Here is a 22,157-nt window from a genome sequence, read left to right on the forward strand (position 1 = left end):
TGTGCCTCCAGCCGCCGCCTTCCCGCTGCGTCATCGTGGAACCGGCCGACCGCCGCACCACCAAGATCACATTCGTGACCTCAACGTAATCAGCGGATGCGAGCCACCGCCATGGCCCAAAAGTGGAAGAACAAACCGCAGACCCGGGTCGCAGGATCGCAGCACCGTCATGCCCGTTCGTTGCGGGTCCGGGCCGGGCTTGCTCGTGTGGGCTTTATTCGGCCGGTTCGAGGGTCAGGGAGACGCTGTTGATGCAGTATCTCTGGTCCGTCGGTGTGGGGTAGCCCTCGCCTTCGAACACGTGGCCGAGGTGTGAGTCGCAGTTGGCGCAGCGCACCTCCGTGCGGGTCATGCCGAGGCTCCGGTCCTCGATGAGCGTGACGGTGCCGGTCCGGGGGGCGACCCCCGGAACCCCCGATGTGAGGGGCTTCCGCCCCCCACGGCCCCCCGTGGGCCGGGGTCGGAGGAGGGCCGCTTCATGCCGGTGTGACCGCCGGCGCGGTCGTCGCCGGGCCGGGGTTTTCTCGCGTGGGCTTATTCGGCCGGTTCGAGGGTCAGGGAGACGCTGTTGATGCAGTACCTCTGGTCCGTTGGCGTGGGGTAGCCCTCGCCTTCGAACACGTGGCCGAGGTGTGAGTCGCAGTTGGCGCAGCGCACCTCCGTGCGGGTCATGCCGAGGCTCCGGTCCTCGATGAGCGTGACCGCGTCCGATTCGGTCGGCTGGTAGAAGCTCGGCCAGCCGCAGTGGGAGTCGAACTTGGTCTCCGACCGGAACAGCTCGGTGCCGCAGGCCCGGCAGCGGTAGACGCCCACCGTCTTGGTGGAGACGTACTCACCGGTCCACGGAGCCTCCGTGCCCGCCTCCCGAAGGACGTGGTACTCCTCGGGCGAAAGCTGGGCCTTCCATTCCTCGTCGCTCTTGCGTATCGCTGTCACACAGTGAACAACCATCGCCGGCAAGACGTCATTCCAGGGCGGAACCCGATCGAATGTCGGTCCCGGCGGGTACCGTGCGCGTATGGCGTCACCATTCGTGGAGCTCGAGGTCGGCGACCGCGTCGTCAAGGTCACCAACCCGGACAAGGTCTACTTCCCGGCGCGGGGAGAGACGAAGCTGGACCTGGTCAACTACTACCTGTCCGTGGGCGAGGGCATCCTCCGGGCGCTGCGCGAGCGGCCGACCACTCTGGAGCGCTGGCCCGGCGGGGTCTTCGAGGGCGCCAAGCTGTCCACCCGTGCCGACAACCGGGGTGACGCCTTCTACCAGAAGCGCATCCCCAAGAACACCCCCGAGTGGATCGAGACGGCGCGCATCGCCTTCCCCAGCGGCCGGTTCGCCGACGAGCTGGCCCCGACGCACCTCGCGGACGTCGCCTGGGCGGCCAACCTCGGCACCGTGACCTTCCATCCCTGGCCCGTACGCCGCGCCGACGTCGACCACCCCGACGAGCTGCGCATCGACCTGGACCCGCAGCCCGGCACCGACTTCGACGACGCGAAGAAGATCGCCCTCGGCCCGGTGCGCGACATGCTCGCCGAGCTCGGCTACACCGGTTACCCCAAGACCTCCGGCAGCCGCGGCGTCCACATCTATGTGCGCGTCGAGCCGCGCTGGACCTTCACCGAGGTACGCCGTTGCGCGCTGGCGTTCGGCCGGGAGGTGGAGCGGCGGATGCCCGACCTGGTCACCACCAACTGGTGGAAGGAGGAGCGCGGCGAGAAGGTCTTCATCGACTTCAACCAGAACGCCCGCGACCGTACGATCGCCTCGGCCTACAGCGTCCGCCCGAAGCCGCACGCCCCGGTCTCCACGCCGGTGACCTGGGACGAGCTGCCCGACGTGGACACCGACGACTTCACCATCGCGACGGTGCCGGAGCGCTTCGCCAAGCTCGGTGACCCGCACGCCACCATCGACGATGCGGCGTTCTCCCTGGATCCCCTGCTGGAGTGGGCCGACCGGGACGAGCGCGACCACGGCCTCGGCGACATGCCGTACCCACCGAACTACCCGAAGATGAAGGGCGAGCCCAAGCGCGTCCAGCCCAGCAAGGCCCGCAAGGACTGACTCGGTGCGGTCAGCCGCGGGCCTCGCGGAAGCGTTTGATCGCTTGGCCCGCGCTCACGGCGAGGACGGCCAAGGCCGTGACGTTGTAGAAGGCGTCCGGGGTCTTCCAGTCCGGGCCGTTGAAGTCCGTCAGGACGTTCGGGTCGAAGAGCATGTGGCGGGACAGCACGTACGCCACGGGCAGCGCGAAGATCGCGTGGGCGGCCGCGTGAACGGCGGCCAGGGGGACGGTCCAGTCGCGGGTGGTGAGCTGGATCAGGTTGAGCGCCACGATGCCGGCCAGGCCGAGGAGGATCGGCCAGATCCAGCCTGACCACAGGGCCGGGTCGAGCACCTGTGCCCGGGCGTCGCCGAGGCGGTAGGGCTTGGCGACGTGCTGCCAGATGATCAGTACGAGCAGCAGCGCGTGCCACACCGCCGAAGTGAGAGTGGCGGCGCCCCGCCTCTCCCTCTGCACGGGCGCGGGCAGGTCGTCGGGAGTCCAGGCGCGGGTGCGGGCCGTCGCGCCGCGACGATGCAGGGACCGCTCGACCAGGGCGAACAGCATGGTGACCCAGGCGATCATCTGCGCCCCGACGGTCAGCACCATGGTGACCGCGCCGCCGATCGCCGCGCCGACGCTCTTGCCGTCCGCGATGTCGAGCAGCATGAGCGCGGCGGCGACCAGCGGCAGCACGGTGGACAGCAACCCCACCAGCAGGCGTTTGTAGACCGGGAACAGGTCGGGCCCGATGAGGGCCGGCGGCCGGTCGGCGTAGCGGGCGGCGAGCCGGGCGGGGGCGCCCATCTCGGTGAGCACCTCGCGTTCGGTCGCGCCGCGCGCCTCGACGGTGTCGGCGATCGTGGCGCGCAGTTCGTCGGCGATGTCGTCGCGCTGGTCGGCCGGGATCCACCGGACGACCTCATGCACGTAGCGCTCGGTCAGCGAGCTGGCGGTCATCGACTCTCCTTGGTCAGTTCTGCGATCGAGGCGACCAGGCCCTGCCATTCGCGGATCAGGCCGGCGCGTACCCGGGAGCCGTCGGGGCTGACCCGGTAGAACTTCCGGGGCCGCGACTCGTCGGTGTTCCACTCGCTGGTCAGCAGGCCTTGCTTGTCCAGCCGGCGCAGCAGCGGATAGAGGGTGTTGCCGTCGACGGCGATCCCGGCGTTGTTGAGCGTCTCCAGCAGCGCGTAGCCGTACTGCGGCTCGTCCAGCAGCGCCAGGCAGGCCAGCACGACCGTGCCGCGGCGCAGCTCCTGCGCCTGACCGAGGATCAGCTCATCCAACGTCATGCGACACACCATAGTGTGTGGCGCACACTAATGTCGAGCGCGATGGAACCGCGGCCGAACGTGAGAAGACCCCGAGCGCGACGCGCTCGGGGTCTCCCATCGGCCGCTCACGGGCTCCAGGTGAGGAGAACCGTCACGGGATGACCTGCACGGTGTCGCCGACCGCGCGTTCGCCGGTCGCGTCGGACGGCTTGTTGACCACGGTGCCGTCGACCGCCATCGCGGTCGAGCCTCCGCCGTCGAGGTTCAGCGCGTTCACCGCGCCGAGGCCGCGCATCAGCCGGGCGGCCTCCTCCAGCGTCGCGCCCTCGCTGACGCCCGGCTGGCGGCCGTCGACGGTGACGAGGATGAGCCGGCCCCGGGCGTCCGTGCCCGCGAGGGTGCGGGGCTGGCGCTGTTCCGCCCAGGCGTAGCCGAAGGAGAGGTCCGCCGGGTCCACGACCCCTTCCGCGGCGGCGTCGATGGCGACCTTCCCGTCGCGCAGCAGGATCGGCCCGGCGCTCACGATGCCGGTCCGGCCGGTCAGCGGCACCGTACGGCCGGCGGAGTCACGGATCCGCTCGTCGACGGTCAGCCGCCTTCCCACGACGGCGTGGGCCTTCAGCCACGTCGCGGCCGTTCCGATGCCCTGGAGCACCTCGCCGCCGGCCGGGACCCTGCCGCCGACGGTCCCCGCGGCGACCACCCGGCCGCGGCCGTCGAGCACGGCCTGCGCGCCGGCCCCGGTGGGCAGGTCCGCGCCGTAGTGCGGCGTGAAGGACACCAGGTCGTCGGCGCTGGTGCAGGTGAAGTCCTGGCGCGGCTGCTCGGTCGGCGACACCCCCGGCCGCCCGCAGTCACGGATCCTGCCCGGCACGCGGTTCGTTCCGTTGATCGGGTACGACGACGCGCCGTCGCGGACGGTCGCGCGGGAGGTGAGGTTCGCGACCCGGCTGTGCCGGCCACCGTCCTGGAGGATGAGGGCGGCCCGGCCGCCGGAGGACTGGGCGTCGAGCACGCCGCCGTAGACGCCGAGACCCGCCTGCGTGCCCTGGACGCCGTCGGCGTCGGCGGTGATGAAGAAGCCGGCGTTGACCGCGAGGACGGAGCCGGCCGCGCGGGCCTGGGCCGAGGTGGTCGACCGTCCGGCGACCGCGCCGCCGTGGTCGGCGACGACCCTGCCGTGGAACACCGTGGGATCGACGATCCCGACATGGACGCTCTCCCGGTCGGGTGCCTGGTCGACGTCATACCCGGTCCATTCGACCAGCGGGTGCAGGCCGGCGGCGGTGACCGCGTCCGCCTGCTTCTTCGCGTCGGCCTGGGTGGCGAAGCCGCCGACGCGTACGCGCGAGCCCTCGGTGCCGTGCGGAGTGTCGGTGAAGGCCGGCCAGGGCACCTGGTCGACGTGCGCGTCGATCCCCGCCGCGGCCAGCCGCGAGACGGACGTCGCGGCCCACGCCGCGTCTCCGAGCTCCGCCCAGGCGGCGGCGCCGGTCATCCGGTTCACGGCGGGAGCCTGCACGGTGACCGTCCACACCGGCTGCGCCTGCGGCACGGAGATCGACGCGGTGCGCACCTCCACGCCCGGGGCCGGGGAGGTGGACGTCCACGTCGCCGTCGCCGATCCCCACGGCAACGCGACCCCGCCCGGCCGCTCGGCCGCCACGGCCGGGCCGGCGACGGCCGTGGACGCGGCGATCAAGGCGATGCCCGCGGCCATCCATCTTCGACGCACCATCGAGGACTCCCAACTGGATATAAGTGGACGTTCTGGACATAGAAGATCATCCACTGCGGTTGGGGTCCACGCTGATCAGAAAGCCGGCAGGTGAACTGCCGTTGAAAGCTGTGCCGCGCCGGGCTCAGGTGCCCAGGATGTCGTCCAGGTCGTAGGCCACCGGCACTTCGAGCTGGTCATAGCCGCACGACTCCGGCGTACGGTCCGGGCGCCAGCGGCGGAACCGCGCCGTGTGCCGGAACCGGCGCCCCTCCATCTGGTCGTAGGCGACCTCGCACACCAGCTCCGGGCGCACCGCGACCCACGACAGGTCCTTCTTGGCGTTCCAGCGGGTGATCGCGCCCGGCATGCGGTCGGCGGTGGCCTCGGTCTGGGCGGCCCACTCGGCCCAGGGGTGCCCGTCGAGCTCGGTCATCCGGTACGGGGCCAGCTCGTCCACCAGCTCCGCGCGGCGTTTCATCGGGAAGGACGCGGAGACGCCCACGTGCTGGAGCCGCTCGCCGTCGTACAGGCCGAGCAGCAGCGACCCGACGATCGGCCCGGACTTGTGCCAGCGGAACCCGGCCACCACGCAGTCGGCGGTGCGCTCGGGCTTGACCTTGAACATGGCCCGCCGGTCCGGCTCGTACGGCCCGTCCAGCGGCTTGGCGATCACTCCGTCCAACCCGGCGCCCTCGAACTCGGAGAACCACCGCAGGCCGACGTCGTACTGGTCGGTGGCCGGGGTCACGTGGACCGGTGCCCCGGCGGCCGCCAGCACCTCGGTGAGCCGGGCCCGGCGCTCGCCGAACGGCGTCTCCATGAGCGACTCGTCGCCCAGCGCCAGCAGGTCGAAGGTGACGTAGGACGCCGGGGTCTGCTCGGCCAGCAGCTTGATCCGCGAGGCGGCCGGGTGGATGCGCTGCTGGAGCACCTCGAACTCCAGCACCTGCCCCTGCCGCAGGACGATCTCGCCGTCGAGCACGCAGCGTTCGGGCAGCTCGCGGCCGAACCCCTCGACCAGCTCGGGGAAGTAGCGGCCGAGCGGCTTGCCGTTGCGGCCGCGGATGTCGATCTCGTCGCCGTCGCGGAACACGACCGCGCGGAACCCGTCCCACTTGGGCTCGTACAGCAGGTCGCCGCGCGGGAGTTCCTTGACGGCCTTGGCGAGCATCGGCGCGACCGGCGGGCTCACGGGAAGATCCATGAGCTCACCCCCTTAGGTATCGGAGGAAGACGAAGCCGTCTTCTTCGAGGACATGCCCGAGGCGCAGCGGGATCGGCGCCGTCGCCGGGCCGTTCAGCACACGTGCCGCGTCCCCGGCGGTGAGCCGGGGACTCATCGTAAGGCAGAGCTCGTCGAGGCGCCCGGCCGCGGAGAGTTCGGCCAGCAGCCGCGGGCCGCCCTCGGTGAGCTGCCGTACGAGCCCCCGCTCCGCGAGCGCGTCCAGGGCCGCGGGTACGTCCGCCTGCTCGCCGCCTGTGACGATCACCTCGGCGTACCTCCGGGCGGCGCGCAGGCGCTCGGCGGGCGCGGACGGGCAGGTCACCAGGATCGTCGGCACGAGGGCCTCGGTGAACACCGGTGCGTCGAAGTCGAAGTCGAGTCCGCGCGAGACGATCGCCAGCGGCGGCGCCGGCGTACGGCCGCGGCGCAGGTCGCCCCACCACTCGCGGGGCCGCACCGGCCCGTACCCCTCGGCCCGTACGGTGGCGCCGCCCACGACCACCACGTCGGCCAGGGCTCGCAGGAGCGAGAGCAGCCGCCGGTCGGCCCGGCCGCCGAGCGCCTCGGTACGGCCGTCGTGGACCGCGGCGCCGTCGGCGGAGGACACCATGTTGGCGCGCAGCCAGGGCCGCCGGCCGGGGTAGGCGTACGCCTCGGCCAGGTCGGGGGTGCCGGCCGGTTCGAGTCTGCGCATGTCATCAGGGTGTCACACATATGTTCGGTCACATTTTGCGACTGGATGGCTGCGTTCGGCTTATCAAATCGGCGTTTTCCAGGAAGACTTGTCGCGGAAGGGGAGAGGTCCGGGAGAAGGAGACGCGTTGGAGATCGCCGCATTAGTCATGTGGGTGCTCACCGCGGTGGCGGGACTCCGCCCCCTCGTACGCCGGCTGTCCGAGGGCGGGCTCCGGCGGCAGGGCACCAAGGTCACCCGCTATCCGGTCGCGCTGCTCCTCGGCCATCCCGCACTCGCCCTGCTGGCCCTGGCGATCTGGGTGGTGTTCCTGCTGACGCGCAGCTCCGTGTACGCCTGGAGTTCCTTCGGCGCGCTGGTGCTGGTGACGCTGCTGGGCTTCACCATGTTCACGCGCTGGCTGACCGGCCAGGGCGGCAAGCACGCGCGGGACGGCGAGCAGGGCTTCCCGGTCGTCTCCGTCGTGGCCCACGCGGCGGTGGCGACGCTGACGTTCGTGCTCGTACTGCTCACCGCGATCACGGTGAGCCGTCACTGAGCCTCCGCAGGAGCAGCAGCCCGCGGTCGATCACCTCGATCTCGTCGCGGGCCTTGACCGGCTCGTGGCCGCTCACCAGGTCGGTCGCCGTGTCCAGGGCGATCTCCCAGCGCTCGCCGTACCCCTCCTCGGGCAGCCGGAAGACGATGCTCTCGGAGTGGGCGTTGAACAGGAGGAGGAAGGAGTCGTCGCGCACCCGCTGACCCCGGGTGTCCGGCTCGGTGATGGCGTCACCGTTGAGGTAGACCGCGACCGCGCGGGCGTACCCGGTGTGCCAGTCCGACTCCGTCATCTCCTCGCCGGCCGGCGTCAGCCAGACGAGGTCGCGCTCGCCGTCGAGGCCGGCGCCGTGCGTACGGCCCTCGAAGAAGCGGCGGCGCCGGAACACCGGGTGGTCGCCGCGCAGCGTCGAGACCCGCTGGACGAAGTCGCTGAGGTCGTCGTCGGTCCGCCACGACACCCAGGCGAGCTCGTTGTCCTGGCAGTAGGCGTTGTTGTTGCCGCGCTGGGTGCGGCCCAGCTCGTCGCCGTGGGAGATCATCGGCACGCCCTGCGACAGGAACAGCGTGGCGATGAGGTTGCGCTTCTGGCGCAGCCGCAGCGCGCGGATGTCCGCGTCGTCGGTCTCGCCCTCGGCGCCGTGGTTCCACGAGCGGTTGTCGTCGGTGCCGTCGCGGTTGTCCTCGCCGTTGGCCTCGTTGTGCTTGTGGTCGTAGGAGACCAGGTCGTGCAGGCTGAAGCCGTCGTGGCAGGTGACGAAGTTGATCGAGGCGAGCGGCCGGCGGCCGTCGTCGGCGTACAGGTCGCTGGAGCCGGTCAGGCGCGAGGCGAACTCCGGCAGCACCGGCTCACCGCGCCAGAAGTCGCGGACCGAGTCGCGGTACTTGCCGTTCCACTCCGTCCACAGCGGGGGGAAGTTGCCGACCTGGTAGCCGCCCTCGCCGACGTCCCACGGCTCGGCGATCAGCTTGACCTGCGAGACCACCGGGTCCTGCTGTACCAGGTCGAAGAAGGCGGACAGCCGGTCGACGTCGTGGAACTCCCGCGCCAGCGCCGACGCCAGGTCGAACCGGAAGCCGTCCACGTGCATCTCCAGCACCCAGTAGCGCAGCGAGTCCATGATCAGCTGAAGCGCGTGCGGATGCCGGACGTTGAGGCTGTTGCCGCAGCCGGTGTAGTCGAGGTTGTAGCGCCGGTCGCTGTCGCTGAGCCGGTAGTACGCGGCGTTGTCGATGCCGCGGAAGCTCAGCGTCGGCCCCAGGTGGTCGCCCTCGGCGGTGTGGTTGTAGACCACGTCGAGGATCACCTCGATGCCCGCCTCGTGCAGGGTCCGCACCATCGCCTTGAACTCCAGCACCTGTTCGCCGCGCTGGCCGGAGGAGGAGTAGGCGTTGTGCGGGGCGAAGAAGCCGACCGTGTTGTAGCCCCAGTAGTTCGTCAGCCCGCGCGCGACCAGCGCGTGCTCGGAGACGAACTGGTGCACCGGCATCAGCTCGATCGCGGTCACGCCCAGCTCGATCAGGTGATCGACCATGGCCGGGTGCGCGAGACCCGCGTACGTGCCGCGCTGGCTCTTCGGGATCTGCGGATGCCGCCGGGTGAGGCCCTTGACGTGCGCCTCGTAGATCACCGTCTCGTTGTACGGCGTGTGCGGCGCGCGGTCGTCGCCCCAGTCGAAGAACGGGTTGATCACGACGTTCTTCGGCATGTACGGCGCGCTGTCCTCGGTGTTCATCTCCGACGGCGCGGCGAAGTGGTACGAGAAGACCGACTCGTGCCATCTCAGGTCGCCGTCGACCGCCTTGCCGTAGGGGTCGAGCAGCAGCTTGGCCGGGTTGCACCGGTGACCGTACTTGGGCTCGTGCGGGCCGTACACCCGGTAGCCGTACCGCTGACCCGGGCCGACGCCGAGCACGTACCCGTGCCAGACGAAGCCGTCCACCTCGGGCAGCTCCAGCCGCGTCTCCCGCCCGCGGTCGTCGAACAGGCACAGCTCGACCCGCTGCGCCACCTCCGAGAACAGGGCGAAGTTGGTCCCGGTGCCGTCCCAGCTGGCACCCAAGGGGTACGGCGTACCAGGCCACACCTCGTGCATCGCTCTCCTCGGCCTGCGGCGGACTCTCCCACGTTGACAGATGGGTTGATTGTTGCCGCACCCGGAGAAATATGCGAACGGCGAGGCCGAGCGCGTGATCCGATCGTGACGCTGAGTACCTGGGCGTCGACTCTCCGGGGCGCTAAGTGGCCGTCTCGGGGGTGGCGACGGGATCTCGGCCGAACTCCACGCTGTGCGCCTCCTTGCCGAAGGCGGTCAGCAGGATCACGGCCAGCAGTGTCGGGGCCACCACGACCGCGAACGCGAACGAGTAGCTGTGCGAGTCGGCCAGGTGTTCCTGCAACGGCAGGTTGAGCGCGGCGAGGAGGTTGCCGAGCTGGTACGTCACCCCGGGATAGAAGCCCCGGATGGCGTCCGGTGACATCTCGGTCAGGTGCGCCGGGATGACGCCCCACGCGCCCTGCACGAAGAACTGCATCAGGAAGGACCCGATCAGCAGGAACGCCGTCGTCGTGGAGTAGGCGAACAGCGGCAGCGCGACCAGGGCCAGAATGGAGGACCCGACGATCGCCCGGCGCCGGCCGAAGCGCTGGGAGAGCGCGCCGACCAGCGTGCCGCCGAGGATGGCCCCGACGTTGTAGACCACGGCGATCCCGACCGCGTAGTGCGGGGAGTGACCGAGGCCCTTCTTGAGGAACGTGGGGTAGACGTCCTGCGTGCCGTGGCTCATGAAGTTGAACGCCGTCATGAGCAGCACGAGGTAGACGAACCGGATCAGCACCTTGCGGTCGAAGAAGACCCGGCGCAGCGGCGTGCGGGTGATCTGAAGGCGTTCGTTGGTGCGCTCCCAGGCCTCCGACTCGCCCACCCGGTAACGGATGTACAGCGCGATCAGTCCCGGGATGGCGCCGAACATGAACAGGCCCCGCCACCCGAACAGCGGCGTGAGCACGAAGTACGCGACGGCGGCGACCAGGTAGCCGAGCGAGTAGCCGACCTGGAGCAGCCCGGAGAAGAAGCCGCGCTTGCCGACCGGGATCTTCTCCATCGCCAGTGACGCGCCGAGCCCCCACTCGCCGCCCATGCCCAGGCCGTACAGGAAGCGCAGCACCAGCAGCATGGTGAGCGAGGTCGAGAACCCGGAGATGAACTCGACGGCGGAGTAGAACAGCACGTCGACCATCAGCGGCAGGCGCCGGCCGGACTTGTCCGCCCAGATGCCGAACAGGTACGCGCCCACCGGCCGGGCGATCAGGGTCAGCGTCGTGGCGACGGTGACCTTCTCGGGCGAGGTGTCGAAGTCCTTGGCCACCTCGGTGATGACGAAGATGAGGAGGAAGTAGTCGAAGGCGTCCATCGTCCAGCCCAGCAGGGCGGCGAGGAAGGCGTTGCGTTGGTCGCGGTCGAGGCCGGAGGCCTGGTCGCGGATGTCACTGAGCAGGGGGAGGCTCATGTCGATCCTTTGTCCGATCCGTCGCTCCCAGTGATCCATCAATCAGACTCGCCGTCAAGATCTTCCTATCCGCGCGGCAAGGAGGTTGGTCAGCGACGTTTGCGCCGCGCGTGGCCGGGATCGGCCCGGACGAACACGCCGACGCCGTTGGCGACGGCCCGTTCCGCGCCGCGGGACGGGGAGTTCCGTACGGACACGACGGGCTCGCCGGGCGTCCGCAGCACGAGAGTCGACGAGCCCCCACCGTCGAGGTCCATCGCGTCGTGCGCGCCCGCGCGCCGGAGCAGCAGGGCCAGCTCCGCGAGCGTCGCGCCGTGGCCGGCGGGGGAGCGGCCGTCCACGACGACGAGGTAGAGGTGCCGGCCGTTCGCGCTCACGCCCGCGGCCGTACGGGCGGCGCGGGTGGCGGCGTCCAGGCCCGGCAGCGGCGCGCCGCCGCGCAGGATCGCGAAGCCGCCCACCGCGAACCGCAGGCGCGCCGGCCCGGCCAGGTCGTACGCGACGTGCACGTGGTCGCCCGGACGCAGTCGCCGCAGCACGTCCGCCCCGGCCTCCCGTCCGGCCAGCACGGTCGTGCCCGGTGGGATCGTCCCCCCGCCGACGGGGGCGGCGACCCGCGTCACCACCCCTCGCCGTACGGTCACCTCGGCGGCGTCGGCGCTGCACGGGGCACGGCGTACGGCGTCGGTGCCGCAGACCGCACGCCGCCGCGACGCCGAACCCCAGTGGTTCGTGAACAGCCCGACACCCCCGACCGGCAGGGCGTACTGGTTGAGGCCGCCCAGCGGGATGCTCAGCCGCCCGTCGGGTGCGCGCCGTGACGCGTGCACTCGCCGCGGATGCCGTCGCCCCGGGTGCCGTACGCGCAGGGCCGAGTCGTCGGCCTCGTCCGCGTCGTCGTCCAGGTCGTCGTCGAGATCCTCGTCCGGCGGCCCGTGTACGGGGCCTCGCGGGGGCCGGGCCACGGGAGCGTTCGCCGGGGGCCCGAGCGGTCCCTGGACGGTGACGGTCCCGTTCAGGCGCAGTGTCGTCATCCGCCCGACGCGGTCGGCGCCGACGCCGATGACCTCCTCGGTCGTCGCGCCGAGCGGGCGGCGCGGGCCGAACCGCTGTCCCTCGGGCACGGCCGCCTTCAGCGCCCGCCCGTCCGCCATCTCCGGGCCGACGGCCGCCCCGGTCGCCGGCACCCCCCGATGCGACTCGCTGATGTTGAAGAAGTCCCCGTTGACGCCGGCCACCGCGTGTTGCGCGTCGGCCATCAGCGACACGCGCTCCCGCGCCGCCACGACCGGCGGGTGCAGCAGCCCGACGGTGACCCGCGGCTCGCTCAGGTCGACGTCGAGCAGGTACCCCTGCACCGGACCCCGCGCCCCGGCGGCGGCGAAGGCGCGGAACACCACCCCCGGCCACACCCGCGAGGCCGCGGTGAAGTGCGGCGGCCGTGCCCCGGCCGTCGCGGCCGGCGCCGCGGCGCCCGCCGCGACCGTCACGAGCAGCAGGGACAGAGTCCGTCTCGGCACCGGCCAACGCCCTTCATTCGGCTCCCTCGGCGCCGATCATCCTTCAGGGATCGAGGCCGGGGATCCAGCCGCGCGGGGGTGTGTCCCGCTCCCGGATCAGGCCTGGGCGGTGGGGCGGACGACGATTTCCCCCACATCGACATCGGCCGGTTGTTCGATCGCGAAAGCGATGGCGCGGGCGATAGCGTCCGGCGCGATGGCGAACGCGTCCCTGGACCGGACGATTCGGGCTCTGACCTCCTCATCGGCGATGCCGTCCGCGAAGTCCGTCGCCACGAAACCCGGCGAGATGACCGTGACGCGCAGGGAGTCGCCGGCCTCCTGGCGCAGGCCCTCGGAGATGGCGCGGACGGCGAGTTTCGTACCGGCGTAGACCGCCTGGTCCGGGACGATGCGCAGGCCCGCCGTGGAGGCGGTGTTCACGAAGTGCCCGAACCCCTGCTCGCGGAAGACCGGCAGCGCCGCCGCGATCCCGTACAGGACGCCCTTGACGTTGACGTCGACCATCGCCTCCCAGTCCTCGACGCGCAGGTCGTCGAGAGGGGAGATGGGGCCGATGCCGGCGTTGTTCACCAGGACGTCGAGCCGGCCGTAGCGCTCGCGCGCCAGACCGACGAGCGCGGTCAGGTCCGCGCGCCGCGTCACGTCGGTGGGCGCGCAGGCGGCGTCGCCGCCGGCCTCGGTGATGCGCTCCGTCAGTTCCGCGAGCCGGTCCGCCCGGCGCGCGCCGAGCACGACCTTCGCCCCGCTCTCGGCGAGGCGCAGCGCGGTGGCCGCGCCGATGCCGCCGCTCGCCCCGGTGATGGCGACGACCTTGTCCTTGATCTGTGACATGTGACCTCCCGCCAGCCAATGTAAGATAGGTCTTACATTCACGCGAATCGGAGGAGGCGCAGGTGGCGCGGCGCGGCACCTACCATCACGGCGATCTGCGGGCCGCGCTCGTCGACGCGGCCCTCGCGCTGGTCGCCGAACACGGCGTCGAGGCGCTGTCCGTGGCCGAGGCCGCCCGGCGTACGGGAGTCAGCCCGGCGGCGCCGTACCGTCACTTCCCCACGCGTCAGGCGCTGCTCGCGGCCACCGCGACGCGTGCGGCCGAGCTTCTCGCGGGGGAGCTGCGCGAGGCGCTCGCGGGCGAGCCGTCCGGCGACCCCGGTGAGGCGCTCGCCGTCACCGCGGGCGTGTACGCGCGGTTCGTGGTGCGTCATCACGCCGGGTTCGACCTGATCTTCGCCGACGGGCTGCGCGACCTCGGCGACGAGGGGCTGGCCACGGCCGGGCGCGCGGTCATGGACCTGCTGCTGCCCGTCGCCATGGAGATCACCGGCGGCGACGCCCCGGCCGCGCTGACCCTGCTGGAACGACACGTCGCGGCCGCGCACGGCTACGCGGTGCTGCACCTGAGCGGCTTCCTGCGCCGCCGGATCCCGGACGTCGACGGCATCGCCGCGGGCGCGGTCGAGGTCGGTCGCACCCTCGCCCGCGCCGCGCGGCCCGATGCCGAGGAGTCCTGAACGCCGGGCTCAGCCGGACGAGCCGAGCTCCTCGGCCAGGGCCTCCTCTTCGGCCCGGTCCTCGGCGGTACGGCCCGCCTCGGCCTCCTGGGCGCGTTCGGCCTCGCCGAGCAGGCGATGGCCGGTGGCCAGCACGACGATGCCGAGCGCGATGGCGGCCGAGCCCACGTAGAAGGGCACGTGCACGTTCGAGTGCTCGGCGATCTTCCCGGCCGCGAACGGGGCGAGGCCGCCGCCGATGAAGCGGACGAACCCGTACGCCGCCGACGCCACCGGCCGCTCCACCGGCGCGACGGTCATGACGGCCTGCGTGGTGATGGTGTTGTTCACGCCGATGAAGATCCCGGCGATGATCACGGCGATGATCAGCACCGTCTTCGAGGTGGTGAACACCGCGATGACCAGCACGTCCACGGCGAACAGCGCGAGGTTCACGTACAGCGCCCGCGCGATGCCGAGCCGGGCCTGCAGCCGCAGCGCGCCGAAGATGGCGAAGATCGCGACGAACACGCCCCAGCCGGTGAAGACGTACCCGAGCTCGTGGGCGCCCAGGTCCATCGGGAACGGCGCGTACCCCAGCACCGTGAAGAAGCCCCAGTTGTAGCAGAGGGCGGTCAGGGCCATCGTGAGCAGGCCGCGGTGCCGCAGCGCCTTGATCGGGTCGGCGATCGACGTACGGTGCTCGGGCCGGGGCGTGGGCTGCACCAGGACCACCGTGGCGATGAGCGCGATCGCCATCAGAACCGTCACGCCGAAGAACGGCCCGCGCCACGTGATGGCACCCAGCTCGCCGCCGAGCAGCGGGCCGATCGCGATGCCGATCCCCAGCGCGGTCTCGTACAGGATGATCGCCCCGGCGAAGCCGCCGCTGGCCGAGCCGACGATCACCGCCAGGGACGTGGCGATGAACAGTGCGTTGCCCAGTCCCCAGCCGGCCCGGAAGCCGACGATGCCCGAGATCGAGTCCGCCGACCCGGCCAGCGCGCTGAACACCACGATGAGGATCAGGCCGGCGACGAGCGTCCGCTTGGCGCCGATGCGGCTGGAGACGAAGCCGGTCACGAGCATCGCGACCGCCGTCACGACCAGGTAGCTGGTGAACAGCAGTTCCACCTGGCTGGGGCTGGCGTTCAGTTTCGTCGACAGCGCGGGCAGGATCGGGTCCACCAGCCCGATGCCCATGAAGGAGATGACACAGGCGAACGCCACGGCCCACACGGCGCGCGGCTGCCGGAACGGATTGCTCTGGGGGGCGTGCGAACTGCTGGAATGGCTCAACGGTCCCGTCCTGGGGTGAGAGGTTCGGCCGGGTTCGTGCGGCTTGTGTCCTGTTCTGTGCCATGCGGGCGTCGCTCGGTGAGTCTGCGGATGACCGGCAGCGCCGCGAGCACGGCGGCGCCGAGCGCCGCCTCCTCCTCGGGCGGCAGGGTGGCGAGCACCTCGGCCAGCTCGGCGGCCCGCGAACGCCGGCGGTCGGCGAGCAGCCGCCGCCCGGCGTCGGTGATGTGCACCCAGACCAGCCGCCGGTCGTCGGGATCGCGGTTGCGCTCGACGAACCCCTGCCGCTCCAGCCGCTGGACGAGCTGCGTCATCGAGGGCTGGGCGACCCCTTCCTCGACGGCGAGCGAGGTGAGACGACGGGGACCGTCCTGCTCGAGCCGGGCGAGCGTCGACGCGGTCGTGAAGCTGATGTCCCGAGGCGCCCCGGTACGCCGGAGCGCGAACCGGGAGAGCTCGTCCAGCCCTGCCGCGACAGAGGCCCGCGCGGCAGAACGTGATGTATCGGACTCTGCGCGCATGTCTGGAAAAATATCACATGCCTATATAGATGGCCTATGTATCGCCTCTGGAGGCGGAGAGGCGGTCGTCGCCGACGCGTGTCCGGGTGGGCGGTTATCCACAGCTGCCGCGGGGATCTGCGCAGGCGGAGCCGCAGGCTGGACAATGGAAGTGGGGTCGGCCCCCAGGGCGGGCGGGGACCGCGGGCGGGGACCGCGGGCCGGGGAACCGCGGGCCGGGGGCCGTGGGCGGGGACCGGGGGCGGGAACCGGGGGCCGGGGGTCGCGGGCGGGACCGCGGGCGGGGCCTGCGGGCGGGGAGTGGCTGGGGGTGTTCGGAAGTGGCGTCCCGGGCCCGGGGATGGCCGGGCCCGGGGGTTCTCGTCAGGTGTGGGCCACCGCGCTGCTGACGCGGTTGGGGCCGTCGTACTCGCCCTCCGGAAGCCGGGTCAGCTCATCCAGGACGTTCTCTGGAGCCCCCTTCTCCTTCGCGTGTTCCACCAGCTGTTCCTTCGTTGCCGGATAGCTCATGCCGGACAGGTACTTCTGCACGTCGATGAAGTCCTGAGCCATGACAGACCCTCCTTTCTCGGGACGAGGTAGGCCCTACCCGATACGGCACGCCGGAACACGACCGCTCCTCCGCCCCGACCACCGGCGTTCTCGGCCGCCGGTCGCCACGGCGAACACGTGCCTCGCGTTCGTGCCGCTCGACACGCCCCGGCTGATGTTCGGCAGGGTGATGCGCCGCACCGGCTTGCCCGGCTGCGGTTTCACCGTCGACAGGCACAGGCGGACCGTCTGGTCCGCCTCCCGGCCGCGGTGGTGACGCGGCCGTGGGTCAGACCGGTTCGAGGGCGCGGTGGGGCTCCGCCGGGAGTTCGACTCTGATCGGGTCGCCGGGGCGGACCTGGCCGCCCGTCCGTACGACGCTCATGATGCCGGCCTTGCGCACGACGTTTCCGTTCTCGTCGCGGCCGAGGACCTGCTTGAGCAGGCCGGCCTGGAAGTCGTCGATCTGGCGGCACGGGTTGCGCAGCCCCGTGACCTCCACCACCGCGGTGTCACCGAGGTGCAGGAGCGTGCCGGTCGGCAGCGCGAGCAGGTCCAGGCCGCGTGTGGTGACGTTCTCGCCGAGCCGGCCGGGCTCGACCGTGAAACCCTCGCGTGCGACCTCGGTGAAGAGCTCCTCGTGGATGAGGTGGACCTGGCGGAGGTTCGGCTGGGACGGGTCCCGCGCCACCCGTGATCGGTGCTTGACCGTCACGCCCGCGTGCACGTCCCCCTCCACACCGAGCCCGGCGAGCAGCGTGATGCCCTCCCGGTTCGGCTTCGTGAAGGAGTACTCGCCGTTGCGGCTGACCGCCACGACCGTGCCGTCCATCTCTCCGATCCCCTTTCGCCGTACGCCGCGAACCAGCCTAGAGGTCGGTCCGCCACGGCGAGCAGGCGAGACCGGGCACGGACCGTGCGCGATGTGATCACATGTCGGGCCGCCCCTGGAGATGTGCGCGGTCATTGCGCGGTTGTGAGCATTTGTGCTATCAAACCATCAGATCTGATCACGGCCGCCTGAACGCGCGGCTCAGAACGGAGTGACCGTGACGACGCACGTCGAGACAGAGATCGCGGACCAGCCGGCCTGCTGGCAACGGGCCGTGGAGCTCGCCGCCACGCCCCTGCCCGGCCTGCCCGAGCCCGGGGAGCGCGTCGCCGTGGTCGGCTGCGGCACCTCGCTGTTCATCGCGCAGGCGTACGCCGCCCTGCGCGAGGGCGCGGGCCAGGGCGAGACCGACGCGTTCGCCGCGTCGGAGGCGCCGGCCGGCCGGCGGTACGACCGGGTCGTCGCGCTGAGCCGGTCCGGCACCACCACCGAGATCCTCGAACTCCTGGGTGAGCTGCGGGGCACGGTGCGCACCACCGCGATCACCGGCGACCCCACGACGCCGGTCATGACGGCCGCCGACGACGTCGTCGTCCTCGACTTCGCCGACGAGCGGTCGGTCGTGCAGACGCGCTTCGCCACCACCACGCTCGCGCTGCTCCGCGCCCACCTGAAGCTGGACGTCGCGTCGGCGATCGCGGACGCGCGCCGGGCCGTCGTCGAGGAGCTCCCGCCGGGCGTCGCCGACCGTACCCAGTTCACCTTCCTGGGCACGGGCTGGACCGTCGGCCTGGCCTCCGAGGCCGCGCTGAAGATGCGGGAGGCGTCGCTGAGCTGGGCGGAGTCCTACCCGGCCAAGGAGTACCGGCACGGCCCCATCGCGATCACCGACGAGCGCTCGGCGGTGTGGATGTTCGGCCCGGCTCCGGAGGGCCTGGAGGAGCAGGTACGGGAGACGGGCGGCCTGTGGGTGCAGCCGGACCTCGACCCCGCCGCGTCGCTCATCCTCGCGCAGCGCCTGGCCGTGACCCTGGCGGCCGCGCGCGGGCTGGAGCCCGACACTCCGCGCCACCTGACCCGCTCGGTCATCCTGCGTCCGGCCGCCGGCTGAGGAGCGCGCATGCCACTCGTTCCCACCGCGACCGTCGTCGGCGCCGCGCGCGCCGACGGGCGGGGCGCCGCCGCGTTCAACGTCATCCAGGTCGAGCACGCCCAGGCGATCGTGGCCGGTGCCGAACGCGCGGGCGCCCCGGTGATCCTGCAGCTCAGCCAGAACGCCGTGCGGTACCACGGCGCGCTCCGGCCGATCGCCGCGGCGGCCCGCGCCGTCGCCGAACTCGCTACCACCCCGGTCGCCCTCCACCTCGACCACGCCACCGAGCGCTCCCTCGTGGAAGAGGCGGTCGAGCTCGGCTTCGGGTCGGTGATGTACGACGCCTCGGCGCTCCCGTACGAGGAGAACGTCACCGCCACCGCCGAGGTGGCACGGGCCTGCCACGGCCACGACGTCTGGGTGGAGGCGGAGCTCGGGGAGATCGGCGGCAAGGACGGCGTGCACGCGCCCGGCGCGCGTACCGACCTCGGCGAGGCGGCCGCGTACGTCGCCGCCACGGGCGTGGACGGCCTGGCCGTGGCGGTGGGCACCTCGCACGCGATGCTCACCCGCGACGCCGCGCTGGACTTCGCCCTCATCACCGCGCTGCGCGACGCCGTGCCGGTGCCCCTGGTGCTGCACGGCTCCTCCGGCGTGGCCGACGCCGACCTGGCGGCCGCCGTCGCGGCCGGCATGACCAAGATCAATATCGCCACCCAGCTCAACAAGGTGTTCACGGGCGCCGCGCGCGAGCGTCTCGCCGCCGACCCCGCTCTGGTCGACACCCGCAAGTACCTCGGCCCCGCGCGGGACGCCACCGCCGCCGAGGTGGCCCGCCTGCTCGGCGTGCTGCGGTCCGCTCCTCCCACGGAAGGCTCCCCGACATGACTGAACCGTTCCGCGTCGTTTTCGTCGGCGCCGGCTCGGTGGTCTTCACCCGGCAGCTGCTGCGCGACATCTTCTCCTTCCCCGAGCTGGCGAACGTCCGGATCGCCCTGCACGACATCGACCCGCAGCGGCTCTCGGTGGCCGAGGCGCTGGCGCACCGTACGGCCGCACGCCACGGCGCGAAGCCGGAGATCGTCGCGAGCACCGACCGCCGTACGGCCCTGGAGGGCGCGCAGGCCGTCGTGAACATGGTCGCCATCGGCGGTCACGCCGCGACCGTGACCGACTTCGAGGTGCCCGCGCGGTTCGGGCTCCGGCAGACGATCGGCGACACCCTCGGCATCGGCGGGATCTTCCGCGCGCTGCGCACCTTTCCGTTCCTGGAGGCGCTGGCCGCCGACATGGCCGCCGTGTGCCCGGACGCGTGGCTGCTCAACTACACGAACCCGATGGCGATGAACCTGCAGTACCTCGCGACCGTCGCCCCGGACCTGAAGGCCGCCGGGCTCTGCCACTCGGTCTACTGGACGGTACGCGACCTGTGCGCGCTCGTCGGCGTCCCGTACGAGGAGGTCGACGTCGTCTCGGCCGGCGTCAACCACCAGGCCTGGATCCTGCGCTGGGAGCACCGGGGACGCGACCTGTACCCGGCGCTGGACGCGGCGATCGCCGCCGACCCGGAACTGCTCCGCCGCGTACGGGTCGACATGTACCGGCGTCTCGGCCACTACCCGACCGAGACCAGCGAGCACTCCTCGGAGTACGTGCCCTGGTACCTGCGCGACACGACCGAGATCGAGCGGCTGCGCATCCCGGTCGACGACTACGTCGGGATCAGCGCCGCCAACCTCGCCGAGTACGAGTCAGTCCGCGACGCGCTGGCGGCCGGCCGCGAGCCGGGGCCGGGCGAGGAGGAGGACGCCGCGGAGTACGCGCCCCAGGTGATCCACAGTCTCGCCACCGGCACGCTGCGCACCATCCAGGTCACGACGCCCAACACCGGGCTGATCACGAACCTGCCGGCCGGGGCCGGCGTCGAGGTGCCGGCGACACTGGACCGGCTCGGCGTGCACCCCCACCACGTAGGGGCGCTGCCGCCGCAGCTCGCGGCGCTGAACCGGAGTTTCCTCAACGTGGTGGACCTGACCGTCGCCGCCGCCGTCGAGGGCGACCCGCGGCACGTACGGCACGCCGCCATGGCCGATCCCGCCACCGCCGCGACGCTGAACGTCTCGCAGATCTGGGACCTCTGCGACGCCATGGCCGAGGCGCACGGCGACGCCCTGCCGCCCGCCCTGCGCGGATCGCTCCGGCCGTGATCGACCTCCTGGTCGTCGGCGACGCCAACCCCGACGTACTGGTCTCGGGCGCGCCCGAGACGCCGCCCGCGGGCCAGGCCGAGACACTCGTGGACAGTGGCACGCTGGCCCTGGGCGGATCGGCCGCGATCGTGGCCTGCGGCGCGGCACGCCTCGGCCTGTCCACCGCGCTCGCCGCCACGGTCGGCCGCGACGCGGCCGGCGACTTCGTCCTCGACACGCTCCGCGCCGCCGGCGTGGACGTCGGCGCCTGCGTACGGCACGAGACCCTGCCGACCGCCCTGACCGTGTGCCTCAACCGGGCCGACGGCGACCGTGCGATCCTGACCGCCCCCGGCTGCCTGCCCGCCTTCGACGCCGCGCAGGTGCCGGAGGTGAGCGCGCGCCACGTGCACGCGGCGTCGTACTTCCTCCAGCCGCGCCTCGCCGCCGGGCTGCCCGGGCTGCTGGAACGCTTCCGGAGCACGGGCGCGTCCACGTCGCTGGACACCAACGACGACCCGGCGGGGGAGTGGCGGCTCGCGCCGGGCCTGCTGGCCGCCTGCGACTTCGTCCTGCCGAACGAGGCCGAGGCGCTGGCCCTGGCCGGAGCGCTCACCGGGGATCCGGTGAGCGCGCTGCCGGTGGCCCTGACGAGGCTCGCGGCGGCCGGCCCGGTACCGGTGGTGAAGCGGGGCGGCGACGGCGCCGTGGCCCGGCACGAGGACACGGACGTGACCGCACGGGGCCCGCGCGTCACCCCGGTCGACACTGTCGGCGCCGGCGACGGCTTCGACGCGGGCTTCCTGGCGGGCTGGCTGGCGAAAGGAGACCTCGCGGAGGCCCTGGCCTGGGCCTGCGCGTGCGGAGCCCTGTCGACCCGCGCCGCCGGAGGCACCGCCGCCCAGCCGACCCGCGCCGAAGCCGAGCCCGCCGCCGCCAAGATCCAGATAACCCGCGAACCCGTGTGACCCGCACGGACGAGGCTGACCCGTAGGAACGGGGGTGACTCGCACGGGCGGTGGTGACCCGCGTGGGCGGTGGTGACTCGCACGGACGTCGGTGACCCGCGTGGACGGTGGTGACTCGCACGGACGAAGGTGACCGGCACGGACCGGGTGACCGGCACGGACGGGGTGATTCGCGTGGGTGGCGGTGACCCGCACGAACGGGGATGACCCGCATGCGCGGCGCGGCTGTGACCTGTGCGCGCTGAGCGGCTGTGACCTGCGCGGGCAGGACGGTACTTCGGCGACCTTGGCCGGAATCTGCCGCAGAGTCGGGACGCGGATGCCTATATATGCCTGGATATGCCTCGGGAACGGCCGCTGCCGACACGCGGCGGCCGCGTGAGAACCCCGCGCCGTCTAGACCGTTGGCCCTAGGACGGTAGGTGTCGGGGCGTTCTTCTGCGAGAAGAAAATTCTTCTCACCGAAGAACGCCCCAGCCGACATGCCCTCGCCCCGGAGCCGACGGTGGCGGTGGAGCTGAAAGCGTGTGGTGCGGTGGCCTGCGGACGATCGCTGGCCGGCGATGTGCGGTCTGCGATGTTCGGCCGGGTGGGGTGCGGCAGGGTGGTGCGCGGCCCGGGTGGCGGTGGTGCGCGGCCCGGGTGGCGCGGACCGGGTGGCGCGGACCGGTGGGGCGTGGCCGGTGGAGTGCGGTGTGGT

21 protein-coding genes and 1 pseudogene are annotated in these 22,157 nt (G+C 72.0%); 7 read left to right on the forward strand and 15 right to left on the reverse strand.

The window, feature by feature from the left end; genetic code table 11:
• Positions 1-214: 214 nt before the first annotated feature.
• Positions 215-382 (reverse strand): annotated as a pseudogene (locus QSK37_RS49065) (peptide-methionine (R)-S-oxide reductase); the annotation flags it as partial.
• Between the two features lie 152 nt (positions 383-534).
• Positions 535-951, reverse strand: coding sequence for a peptide-methionine (R)-S-oxide reductase MsrB (msrB, locus tag QSK37_RS49070; protein WP_432705681.1), 417 nt, complete (start codon positions 949-951; stop codon positions 535-537).
• Positions 952-1,018: 67 nt separating this feature from the next.
• On the opposite strand from msrB, the gene QSK37_RS49075 reads away from it, so the two are divergent.
• On the forward strand, positions 1,019-2,068 hold the full coding sequence (locus QSK37_RS49075; RefSeq protein ID WP_285636334.1) for a DNA polymerase domain-containing protein: 1,050 nt from the start codon (positions 1,019-1,021) through the stop codon (positions 2,066-2,068).
• 10 nt (positions 2,069-2,078) lie between these two features.
• Here QSK37_RS49075 and QSK37_RS49080 read toward each other — a convergent pair whose 3' ends face one another.
• The 5 genes from QSK37_RS49080 to QSK37_RS49100 all read right to left on the reverse strand — a co-directional run bounded on the left by QSK37_RS49080 (position 2,079) and on the right by QSK37_RS49100 (position 6,964).
• The gene (locus QSK37_RS49080; RefSeq protein WP_285636337.1) at positions 2,079-3,008 is read right to left on the reverse strand and encodes an HAAS signaling domain-containing protein; all 930 of its coding nucleotides are present in this window, start codon (positions 3,006-3,008) and stop codon (positions 2,079-2,081) included.
• On the reverse strand, positions 3,005-3,343 hold the full coding sequence (locus QSK37_RS49085; RefSeq protein ID WP_285636338.1) for a PadR family transcriptional regulator: 339 nt from the start codon (positions 3,341-3,343) through the stop codon (positions 3,005-3,007). The genes QSK37_RS49080 and QSK37_RS49085 overlap by 4 nt, the downstream gene beginning before the upstream one ends.
• Positions 3,344-3,476: 133 nt before the next feature.
• Positions 3,477-5,063: a phosphodiester glycosidase family protein gene (locus QSK37_RS49090; RefSeq protein WP_285636340.1), complete on the reverse strand. Its 1,587-nt coding sequence runs from the start codon at positions 5,061-5,063 to the stop codon at positions 3,477-3,479.
• A 124-nt stretch (positions 5,064-5,187) separates the two neighbouring features.
• Positions 5,188-6,249, reverse strand: a complete 1,062-nt coding sequence (locus QSK37_RS49095; RefSeq protein WP_285636343.1) for an ATP-dependent DNA ligase — start codon at positions 6,247-6,249, stop codon at positions 5,188-5,190.
• 4 nt (positions 6,250-6,253) lie between these two features.
• Positions 6,254-6,964 (reverse strand): pyrimidine reductase family protein, encoded by a 711-nt coding sequence (locus QSK37_RS49100; RefSeq protein WP_285636346.1) that lies wholly within the window; start codon positions 6,962-6,964, stop codon positions 6,254-6,256.
• Positions 6,965-7,091: 127 nt separating this feature from the next.
• Between QSK37_RS49100 and QSK37_RS49105 the strand changes: the two genes are divergently transcribed.
• Positions 7,092-7,502 carry a hypothetical protein gene (locus tag QSK37_RS49105; RefSeq protein ID WP_285636349.1) on the forward strand — a complete coding sequence of 137 codons (411 nt, stop codon included), beginning with the start codon at positions 7,092-7,094 and terminating at the stop codon, positions 7,500-7,502.
• On the opposite strand, the gene glgX is transcribed toward QSK37_RS49105, so the two are convergent.
• The 4 genes from glgX to QSK37_RS49125 form a co-directional block, all read right to left on the reverse strand.
• Positions 7,483-9,597 (reverse strand): glycogen debranching protein GlgX, encoded by a 2,115-nt coding sequence (gene glgX / locus QSK37_RS49110; protein WP_285636351.1) that lies wholly within the window; start codon positions 9,595-9,597, stop codon positions 7,483-7,485. The genes QSK37_RS49105 and glgX overlap by 20 nt on opposite strands.
• A 142-nt stretch (positions 9,598-9,739) precedes the next feature.
• Complete coding sequence (locus QSK37_RS49115; RefSeq protein ID WP_285636354.1) at positions 9,740-11,011, reverse strand: MFS transporter; 1,272 nt, start codon at positions 11,009-11,011, stop codon at positions 9,740-9,742.
• 89 nt (positions 11,012-11,100) lie between these two features.
• Entirely contained in the window at positions 11,101-12,531 is a 1,431-nt protein-coding gene (locus tag QSK37_RS49120; protein WP_285636357.1) for a phosphodiester glycosidase family protein, read from the reverse strand.
• 96 nt (positions 12,532-12,627) lie between these two features.
• Complete coding sequence (locus tag QSK37_RS49125) at positions 12,628-13,365, reverse strand: SDR family oxidoreductase (RefSeq protein WP_285636360.1); 738 nt, start codon at positions 13,363-13,365, stop codon at positions 12,628-12,630.
• Between the two features lie 62 nt (positions 13,366-13,427).
• Here QSK37_RS49125 and QSK37_RS49130 point away from each other — a divergent pair, with 62 nt between their 5' ends.
• Positions 13,428-14,045 carry a TetR/AcrR family transcriptional regulator gene (locus tag QSK37_RS49130; RefSeq protein WP_285636363.1) on the forward strand — a complete coding sequence of 206 codons (618 nt, stop codon included), beginning with the start codon at positions 13,428-13,430 and terminating at the stop codon, positions 14,043-14,045.
• 9 nt (positions 14,046-14,054) lie between these two features.
• Here the strand turns inward: QSK37_RS49130 and QSK37_RS49135 are convergent, their stop codons facing one another.
• The 4 genes from QSK37_RS49135 to QSK37_RS49150 form a co-directional block, all read right to left on the reverse strand.
• Positions 14,055-15,323, reverse strand: a complete 1,269-nt coding sequence (locus QSK37_RS49135) for an MFS transporter (RefSeq protein ID WP_285636365.1) — start codon at positions 15,321-15,323, stop codon at positions 14,055-14,057.
• Positions 15,320-15,844 (reverse strand): MarR family winged helix-turn-helix transcriptional regulator, encoded by a 525-nt coding sequence (locus tag QSK37_RS49140; RefSeq protein WP_285636368.1) that lies wholly within the window; start codon positions 15,842-15,844, stop codon positions 15,320-15,322. Before QSK37_RS49140 ends, QSK37_RS49135 begins: the two co-directional genes overlap by 4 nt.
• Before the next feature lie 363 nt (positions 15,845-16,207).
• Positions 16,208-16,396, reverse strand: a complete 189-nt coding sequence (locus QSK37_RS49145; RefSeq protein WP_285636371.1) for a DUF2795 domain-containing protein — start codon at positions 16,394-16,396, stop codon at positions 16,208-16,210.
• A 268-nt stretch (positions 16,397-16,664) separates the two neighbouring features.
• Complete coding sequence (locus QSK37_RS49150; RefSeq protein ID WP_285636374.1) at positions 16,665-17,207, reverse strand: MOSC domain-containing protein; 543 nt, start codon at positions 17,205-17,207, stop codon at positions 16,665-16,667.
• A 217-nt stretch (positions 17,208-17,424) separates the two neighbouring features.
• Between QSK37_RS49150 and QSK37_RS49155 the strand changes: the two genes are divergently transcribed.
• Genes QSK37_RS49155 through QSK37_RS49170 form a run of 4 tightly spaced genes read left to right on the forward strand, consistent with a single transcriptional unit; the run spans position 17,425 to position 21,457 of the window.
• On the forward strand, positions 17,425-18,318 hold the full coding sequence (locus QSK37_RS49155) for an SIS domain-containing protein (protein WP_285636377.1): 894 nt from the start codon (positions 17,425-17,427) through the stop codon (positions 18,316-18,318).
• Positions 18,319-18,327: 9 nt separating this feature from the next.
• On the forward strand, positions 18,328-19,188 hold the full coding sequence (locus QSK37_RS49160) for a class II fructose-bisphosphate aldolase (RefSeq protein WP_285636380.1): 861 nt from the start codon (positions 18,328-18,330) through the stop codon (positions 19,186-19,188).
• The gene (locus tag QSK37_RS49165; RefSeq protein ID WP_285636383.1) at positions 19,185-20,507 is read left to right on the forward strand and encodes an alpha-glucosidase/alpha-galactosidase; all 1,323 of its coding nucleotides are present in this window, start codon (positions 19,185-19,187) and stop codon (positions 20,505-20,507) included. Before QSK37_RS49160 ends, QSK37_RS49165 begins: the two co-directional genes overlap by 4 nt.
• Complete coding sequence (locus tag QSK37_RS49170) at positions 20,504-21,457, forward strand: carbohydrate kinase family protein (RefSeq protein ID WP_285636387.1); 954 nt, start codon at positions 20,504-20,506, stop codon at positions 21,455-21,457. The genes QSK37_RS49165 and QSK37_RS49170 overlap by 4 nt, the downstream gene beginning before the upstream one ends.
• Positions 21,458-22,157 lie beyond the last annotated feature (700 nt).

The sequence above is a fragment of the Actinoallomurus iriomotensis genome, assembly GCF_030269445.1.
Taxonomy (GTDB): Bacteria; Actinomycetota; Actinomycetes; order Streptosporangiales; family Streptosporangiaceae; genus Actinoallomurus; species Actinoallomurus iriomotensis.